The sequence below is a fragment of the Candidatus Schekmanbacteria bacterium genome (assembly GCA_003695725.1).
In the GTDB taxonomy this organism is placed as follows: Bacteria; Schekmanbacteria; GWA2-38-11; order GWA2-38-11; family J061; genus J061.
Window position 1 is genome coordinate 1 of the sequence record RFHX01000063.1, and the last position, 8,257, is coordinate 8,257.

8 protein-coding genes and 1 riboswitch are annotated in these 8,257 nt (G+C 37.0%); of the genes, 7 read left to right on the forward strand and 1 reads right to left on the reverse strand.

What is annotated here, in order from left to right; genetic code table 11:
* The first annotated feature begins 151 nt into the window (after window positions 1–151).
* Window positions 152–1,015 carry a hypothetical protein gene (locus D6734_02880; protein ID RMF97004.1) on the forward strand — a complete coding sequence of 288 codons (864 nt, stop codon included), beginning with the start codon at window positions 152–154 and terminating at the stop codon, window positions 1,013–1,015.
* 77 nt (window positions 1,016–1,092) lie between these two features.
* Here the strand turns inward: D6734_02880 and D6734_02885 are convergent, their stop codons facing one another.
* Window positions 1,093–1,770 carry a hypothetical protein gene (locus tag D6734_02885; GenBank protein RMF97005.1) on the reverse strand — a complete coding sequence of 226 codons (678 nt, stop codon included), beginning with the start codon at window positions 1,768–1,770 and terminating at the stop codon, window positions 1,093–1,095.
* A gap of 117 nt (window positions 1,771–1,887) precedes the next feature.
* Window positions 1,888–1,994, forward strand: a riboswitch (TPP riboswitch).
* A gap of 68 nt (window positions 1,995–2,062) precedes the next feature.
* On the opposite strand from D6734_02885, the gene thiS reads away from it, so the two are divergent.
* The 6 genes from thiS (at window position 2,063) to D6734_02915 (ending at window position 8,025) form a co-directional block, all read left to right on the forward strand.
* Window positions 2,063–2,263: a sulfur carrier protein ThiS gene (gene thiS / locus D6734_02890; GenBank protein ID RMF97011.1), complete on the forward strand. Its 201-nt coding sequence runs from the start codon at window positions 2,063–2,065 to the stop codon at window positions 2,261–2,263.
* Window positions 2,264–2,313: 50 nt separating this feature from the next.
* On the forward strand, window positions 2,314–3,099 hold the full coding sequence (locus tag D6734_02895; protein RMF97006.1) for a thiazole synthase: 786 nt from the start codon (window positions 2,314–2,316) through the stop codon (window positions 3,097–3,099).
* Window positions 3,096–3,740, forward strand: coding sequence for a thiamine phosphate synthase (gene thiE, locus D6734_02900; protein ID RMF97007.1), 645 nt, complete (start codon window positions 3,096–3,098; stop codon window positions 3,738–3,740). Before D6734_02895 ends, thiE begins: the two co-directional genes overlap by 4 nt.
* Window positions 3,725–5,062, forward strand: coding sequence for a bifunctional hydroxymethylpyrimidine kinase/phosphomethylpyrimidine kinase (thiD, locus tag D6734_02905; protein RMF97008.1), 1,338 nt, complete (start codon window positions 3,725–3,727; stop codon window positions 5,060–5,062). The genes thiE and thiD overlap by 16 nt, the downstream gene beginning before the upstream one ends.
* Window positions 5,063–5,212: 150 nt before the next feature.
* Window positions 5,213–6,520 carry a phosphomethylpyrimidine synthase ThiC gene (gene thiC / locus D6734_02910; protein RMF97009.1) on the forward strand — a complete coding sequence of 436 codons (1,308 nt, stop codon included), beginning with the start codon at window positions 5,213–5,215 and terminating at the stop codon, window positions 6,518–6,520.
* A gap of 29 nt (window positions 6,521–6,549) precedes the next feature.
* Window positions 6,550–8,025, forward strand: a complete 1,476-nt coding sequence (locus tag D6734_02915; protein RMF97010.1) for a Do family serine endopeptidase — start codon at window positions 6,550–6,552, stop codon at window positions 8,023–8,025.
* Window positions 8,026–8,257 lie beyond the last annotated feature (232 nt).

Sequence of the window (8,257 nt, forward strand, 5' to 3'; positions counted from 1 at the left end):
CCTTACTATCGATTTGAAAGTAATTATTCATATCTATTTTTTTGTTGAATCAATCTCTTCTTTACCTCTCTAAAGAGAAGACTTCATAAACCGATTAGTAGATTTGTAAGAATTTCATAAAAATACTAATTATTATATGGGGTGAATAAAAATGAATGATAATTTTTATGTGAAAAATAATAAAGAAAGAAAAGATTCTGATGATGAAAAAGAAGAAGAATTGTATGCTGACAAGGAAGAAAAAAATTCTCTTCCCCCTTATATGCGCATTTCAAATGTCGTAACCCGAATTCTTGAAAAGGATGAGAAAGTTATATCTGCAGTTTCAGCGACACGAGGTGTAAAACTTTGGGAAGCTATTGTTACAACCTGTTATGCATATACATTGAAAAGAGTCCTTCTTGTTTTTACAGACAGGCGTCTAATTGAAATTTCAATAGGTGCTGGGAATCTTTTTGCAAGCAGGATAAGGGTGGTTCAATATTCTTACATTAAAGACATCGTTTGTACAAATAGTTTTTTGAAGAAAATAACAGTCAAGTGTCGAGATGGTATTTCCTTTTCTTATGAAGGAATAAAAAAATCTGATATGGATGAAATTTCGGGGGAATTGAGAAACATTATTTTTCGAGTGCCAAGAAGTTTGGATAATCCGAGACTGAAGAATGCAGTTGACCTTTGCCCTTCCTGTTTTGAAAAACTGAATATACTTACATACAGCTGCAGTAGTTGTGGAAAAAAGTTCAAAAATGAAAAAAACTTTCTCCTTTATTCACTTCTTATCCCGGGAGGCGCATTTATTATTGCCGGTTTTTATTTTGCAGCAGCCATTAGTTTTACGGCAGAAGCCCTTTTTTTGATTGGATTCTTTTCATATATAACGAAAGTTGTTGTTGGGAGTTTAAGGCATCTGCCTTTCGCTTTTTTTTATCTTTTTCTTTTTCTTATATCAAAATTTTTAAGTTTAAAATTCTGCCTCAGCCAAATTCGCTCGTTCATTCCTTCTGAACAGTAGTTTGAAAACTGCTTTATGAGATGATGGGAGATAAGAGGTATTTGGGTCAACTCTCTGTATATACCGTCAGATAATTTTCATCTTTTTTTATAGCTGCATTCTTTTTGATTGCATATATCGCAGGTATCAGGAATTTTTTCTTTTACTTTGCCTGCATAGATACAAAAGGTTATGCTCTTTTGGGGAATCATCATACAATTTTTGGTCAAGCTTACTCCTATTTTTTCAAAGGGAATTATTTTGGCTATTTTTCTTTGTTCTTCCAATTTGAATGTTCCATAACCGGGGCTGAATCTTTTTGAGAATTCAACTTCTGTCAATCCGCATTTTTCAGCTATGATATGGTTCAATTTTCCAGCCGCATTTTCCACAATAGATGAGCCCGCAGCATCGAGGATTAAAGCTCTCGTATATTCGCCCTCAGTCTGGAGTTGAGAACTTCTTTTTTCCAATTCAGGACCTATCGTAATTAGGGCTATCAGTATATGTGAAATCTCAGACATAAAATTTTTGAATGTCATTTCAGAAAGAGAAATTCCTCCCTCGATCTCAATCCCGCTATTGGAGATGCCCACTACATTTTTGCATGTCCAAAGTCCTTGGATTTCAGAAAGAGCAAGTGCAGATTTAGATTCTTCTTCGATGATCTTTTTCAACTGTGAGGTCAGCCCTTCTTTCCCTTCTTTCCCGAATTTGAGAATTTTGTAGAACTCTTCATTGTCGATTTCAGGATTTATTTTTTTTTCTAATCTCATTCTTGATAATCCTTCTTTTAGATTCTATCAATTATAAAAGTTTATTGAGATAAAGCCAATTGTTTCTTTTTTTCTTTGAATGTTTTTCCTTGACTAATCTTATCAGAAGGTTAATATTCAGTACATCAGGGGAGCTTGTAAAAGGCTGAGAAATCCCGAAAGAGGGATGACCCTTTGAACCTGAACTGGGTAATGCCAGCGAAGGGAGAAAATGGGATAATAATAGAATATTTAAACCGAAAGCCTTTTGCTGGCTTTCGGTTTTTTCTTTGGGAAGGCGGTTGCCATAATGATAAAAATCAAGGTTAACGGTAAAGAAAAGGAATTGGAAGAAGAGATTACAATAAAGAAGCTAATTGACCTTCTTGGGTTGGCAGACCGTCCTTTGGCTGTTGAATTGAACAAGGAAGTTGTCAAAAAAGAAAATCATAACAGTGTAAGGTTGAAGGATGGGGACACCGTTGAAATAATTCATTTTGTCGGTGGTGGATAAGTATATGACAATTGCCGTTGAGCATAAACAACATTTTTAATAAGGAGATTATGATGGAAGAAGATGTTTTGGTGTTAGGAAACAAAAAGTTTAAATCACGACTATTTGTTGGTACAGGAAAATATTCGAGCTTTGAAGAAACAAAGCAGGCTCTTGAAATATCAGGTGCAGAGATTGTTACCGTTGCAGTTAGAAGGGTAAATCTTGATGACCCATCAAAGGAATCCTTGCTCGATTATATAGACAGGGAAAAATATACGATACTGCCTAATACAGCAGGCTGTTATACAGAAGAAGACGCAGTGCGAACTGCACGCCTTGCAAGGGAGGCAGGATTGTCAGATATGGTTAAGCTCGAAGTCATCGGTGATGAAAAGACGCTTTTTCCTGATAATGAAGCGCTTTTGTCTGCAACCAAAACTTTGGTTAAAGAGGGGTTCATTGTTTTGCCTTATACAAATGATGATCCCATAATGGCAAAAAAACTTGAAGATGCAGGAGCAGCCGCTGTAATGCCTTTAGGTGCTCCCATAGGTTCAGGGCTTGGGATTAGAAATCCCTACAATATAAAAATCATTCTTGAGACGGTAAAAGTGCCAGTAATTGTTGATGCAGGTGTGGGTACAGCTTCAGATGCGGCAATTGCTATGGAATTGGGATGTGATGGTGTATTGATGAATACCGGAATAGCTGGAGCAAAAAAACCTCTGCTTATGGCTGAAGCTATGAAATATGCTGTTAAAGCAGGACGTCTTGCTTATCTTGCAGGAAGAATACCAAAGAAACTATACGCAACAGCATCGAGCCCGATTACAGACATCATTGGACAGGATTGACAGAAATGACTGTTCCCTTGTTTAGACTCTGCTTGGTCACAGACAGGAAATCAGTGAATAATGGTTTGCTTGAAATTATAAGTGAGGCAGTTGAGGGAGGTGTTGATGCCGTTCAAATCAGAGAAAATGATTTGAGTGCAAAAGAAATATATGAGATGGTTCTTCAGGTTAGAGAAGTTGTCAAAGATAGAGCAAAGATTATAGTCAACGACAGAATAGATGCCGCTGTTTCAGCAGGGGCAGATGGAGTTCATCTTGGCTGGAAGTCTATCCCATTGGATAAAGCCGTAGAGATAGCAAAAAGATTTTCACTGTTTGTAGGAATATCCTGCCACAGCATTGGTGAGGTAATTGAAGCTAAACAGAAGGATGCAGATTATGTTTCATTAGGCCCTATTTATGAAACTCCGTCAAAGAAAGGAATTCTATTACCCTTGGGTTTGGAGGAAATAAAAAAGGTCAAAGATAGAGTTAATATTCATTTGACTGCTATAGGCGGCATTGAAGAAAGTAATTGTGATAAGGTTATCAAAGCAGGGGCTGATGCAGTATCAGTTATTCGTGCCATTCAGCAAGCAGATGCCCCGTATGAATCAGCTAAAAGACTAAGAAGGATTATCGGGCAATGTTCAAAGTACTGACAATAGCGGGCTCAGATTCGTGCGGAGGCGCAGGAATACAAGCAGACCAAAGGGCTGTAAATTCTTTAGGTGGATATGCAGCTACTGTAATAACGGCTATTACATCACAGAATACAACTGGAATAAGAAGCATTTTTGCTTTGCCTGATGATATCGTAAATGACCAACTTGATGCAGTCCTTTCAGACATAAAATTTGATGCAGTGAAAACAGGTATGCTCTATTCATCATCAGTGATTGAAATTATTGCAAAGAAACTTAAAAGGTATAAAGTCAAGAATTTAGTTATTGATCCTGTAACAATCTCAAAGAGCGGCAATACTCTGTTAAAAAAGAATGCCGTTCAAAGCCTCATTTCATCTCTTATTCCTCTATCTCTCGTAATTACTCCAAACATAGAGGAAGCTGGTCTTCTTGCAGGTATGAAAATAGGAAATCTTACTGATATGAAAGTTGCGGCTAAAAAAATTTACAGAATGGGAGCAAGAAATGTCCTTATCAAAGGGGGACATTTGAAGGGTCTGCCACTGGATCTACTTTATGATGGAAAAAAATATACTCTTTATGAAGGGACACGAATCGATACGAAGAATACTCATGGAATAGGATGCGCTTTTTCTGCCATCATAGCATCTTATCTTGCAATCAACTATTCTCTTAAAGATGCCATTTCAAATGCAAAGAAAATCATAGAGAGTTCACTCAAAAATGCAGAGGATATAGGAAAGGGGCAAAGTTCTCCTGATACAAATTCCTGGGTTGTAGATGAAGCAATGTCTTACGAAGCAATAGAGGATGCAAAAAAAGCATACAACCTTTTAGCAGAAAATTCTGTAGGAGATTTGGTAGCAGAAGTTCAGATGAATATAGTTTCAGCAAAAAGAAATGCTGAGAAAGTCGATGACATTGCAGCATTTCCGGGACGCATTTTTAAGATAAATGACAAGATTTATACTCATTCCTCTCCAAGGTTAGGGGCATCGAGTCATATGGCAAGAGTTTTGTTGGCTGCTAGAAAATTTGATAAAACAATCTTCGGTGCCATAAATATAAAATATTCACCTTCTATAATTTCAGCTTGTAGAAAAGCAGGCTTGAAAGTAATGGAATTTAGTAGAAAAGATGAACCACTATCGTTTAAAAAGAAGGAAGGCCAAAGTCTTGATTGGGGAGTACAAGCTGTCTTATCGAAAACATCGGTAATGCCTGATGTAATTTTTGACAGAGGCGGAATAGGAAAGGAAGCAATGGTAAGGGTTTTTGGCAAAAGCGCAGTAGATTCAGCTCAAAAAATTTTAAAGATACAAAAATGCTTGAGGTGACCAAAGGCTTATTTTTTTAATTAAAAAATACTAATAAAGATATCGGTCGAAAGTAAAAAGATATTCTGAGACATATTTGTTTAAAAATGCTATGAAAGAAAAGTAGTGAAACTTTAATTCAATAATACAGGAGAAGGATTCTTTAGGAAAATGCAAACACTTATAAAAAAAAAAAAAAAGGGGATAATTACTGATAGTGTAAAGTCGGTGTCTCTATACGAAGGGGTATCCCCGGAGGAGATTGCTGCAAAGATCATCGAAGGCAAGGTAATTATTCCTTACAACAGCAAAAGAAAAAAGAAGATTGAACCAAGGGGAGTAGGGGAGGGATTGTTTACTAAAGTAAACGCAAACATAGGAACATCTCCTGAACGAGAAAAGATCGATGATGAAATCAAGAAGGTCAAAGTAGCCATATCTGCTGGAGCGGACTCCATAATGGACTTGAGTACCGGGAAAAATGCACGCAAGACTTTAAAAAGAGTTATTGCAGAAAGCAATGTAATGGTGGGGACAGTTCCTATATACCTTGCAGCAGTTGATGCTTTCAATAGCGAAAAATCCATAAAGGATATAACAAAAGAAGATTTTTTCCGTGCTGTAGAAGAACAGTTAAAAGAAGGAGTTGATTTTGTCACGATTCACTGTGGCATAACACTGCGTACTCTTGAATCTCTAAAAACAAGCGGAAGGATAACAGGTATCGTAAGTCGAGGTGGTTCTATACTCGCAAAATGGATGACACATAATGAAAGAGAAAATCCTTTCTATGAAGATTATAGCCGTCTCGTTGAACTTTTAAAGAAATATGATGCCGCAATAAGCTTGGGTGATGGCTTGAGACCCGGATGTTTGGCAGATGCAACGGATAGGCCGCAAGTGCAGGAATTGGTTCATCTTGGAGAATTGGCAAAGGAAGCCTTTGAGGAAGGTGTACAGGTTATGATTGAAGGTCCGGGACATGTTCCCCTTGACCAAATTGAAACAAATATCAAACTTCAGAAAAAGATGTGCAATGGTGCTCCTTTCTATGTATTGGGCCCGCTTGTTACTGATATAGCGCCGGGTTATGACCATATTACATCTGCAATAGGCGGAGCTTATGCAGGTATGTATGGGGCAGATTTTCTATGCTATGTGACACCTTCTGAGCATCTTCGACTGCCAACTGTAGAAGATGTGAAAGAAGCTGTAATTGTGGCGAGGATAGCTGCTCATGCAGCAGATATAGCAAAAGGCAAAAAAGGTGCTATTGAGCGCGATAACCAAATGGCTGCAGCAAGGAAACGGCTTGATTGGGATAAGCAGATTGAGCTGTCAATTGATCCGGAAAAAGCATCAAATATGAGAAAATCATCGATGCCCCAATCTCCTGATGTGTGCACTATGTGTGGGGTTTTTTGTTCTATGAAAGAAAATCCACAAGAGGATATTGAGAAAAAACGAAAAATGAAATGATTGTATAACTAAACTATCGCAATATTGATATGAAAAGGAATATTATTTTCTTGAAGATACTTTCCTTGTTGCTCTTTGGCTTCATATTGTGGAATGGTGTGCAAGGTGATTTGTATGGCAAAAAAAACAGGGAAAAGATATGGCTTGAACTCAATAATCCAAAATCTCTCGTCAAATTGGATGAAAATAAAGTACCTCTTTCCTTTGTTCCTCTCGTGAATAATTTTTATAAAGCAGTGGTGAATATAAATACTGTTTTTCTCAGCAAGGAAGATGATTCATACCATAACTTTTTGAAATCAGAAGAAGAAGAAGGAATTCCCTTTGATGACCTTTTAGAGAATTTCAATAAGAAAGATAGAAGCAAATATTATCGAAGGGTCAACTTGGGGTCAGGTTTTGTTATAAATCCCGATGGCTATATTCTGACTAACAATCATGTAATCAAGGGTGCCACCAAGATCAATGTAACATTTTGGAATAAAGAGGAATATGAAGCCCGCATTATTGGACGAGATGTTGACAATGACATTGCACTGCTGAAGATTGATGTTACAAAAAAGATAAATTATGTTCCTCTTGGCAGTTCCAACCTGTTGAATGTAGGTGAATGGGTTGTGGCAATTGGCAATCCTTATGGTTTGAGCCATTCGATTACAGCAGGGATTGTGAGTGCAAAAGGTCGAATAATAGGCATTGACCCCGTCCATACATTCATTCAGACAGATGCTGCCATAAATCCTGGCAACAGTGGAGGTCCTTTATTCAATATTTATGGTGAGGTAGTTGGAATAAACACAGCGATTATTGCAAACGGAACAGGTATAGGCTTTGCAATTCCTGTGGACAGAGTAAAAAGAGTATTGGAAAAGATTGTTCCGGAAAATTCGATAGACAGGTCATGGTTGGGGATAAGAATTCAACCCTTGGATAAATTGATGTCAAAAAGTTTTGGAATAAAGGGAAGGAAGGGTGTGTTGGTTGGCGATGTTGTATTGGGGAGTCCTGCAAACAGAGCAGGTATAAAGACTGGTGATGTGATTTTTGCATTCAATGGTAAGGAAGTAACTTCATGCAGACAACTTTTTTTTCAAGTTGAAAAATCAGCCCCTGATTCTCCTTCGGAAGTTCAGATTTACCGCAATGGATCTTTGAAAACGATTCAAGTTGTTCCTGAAAAGATATCAAGAAGATTTATTGTGCGCTCCTCTGCCGACTTGACAAATTTATTGGGAATTGAAGTGGAAGAGATACCTAATGGATATTTTCCTGAAAAAGAAAGAAAGATAGAGGGAGTCTTTGTAAAAACAGTTGACAGGGGAAGTGTGGCTTATCGAGCAGGAATAAATGAAGGCGACATAGTGATGTGGATAAATGGAAGAGACATAAGAAATTTAGAGGAATTTGATAAAACAATAGACTTTCTCGAGAAATATGAAAATATAGTTTTTCTTCTTTATAGAAATGGTCATACCTTTTATTCAGTTGCGTCAAGGAAAGGTTGATTTATTTTTCAGAGAGTTTTTCTTCAATATCAATATTTTGAGCAATTAGCACTTTTACAGGTTCTTTTTTGACCTGAGTATCCTTCTTTTTTTTATTCAGAGGATTTAATAAAATCAACCACAATAGAAGAACAGCAATTATAGAAAAGAGAAGAATTTTATCATTGTATCTCTGTGGCTTGACGTAAAATTTCCCTTATTTCTTGTCGGGCATAGAAAATCTATTATATCC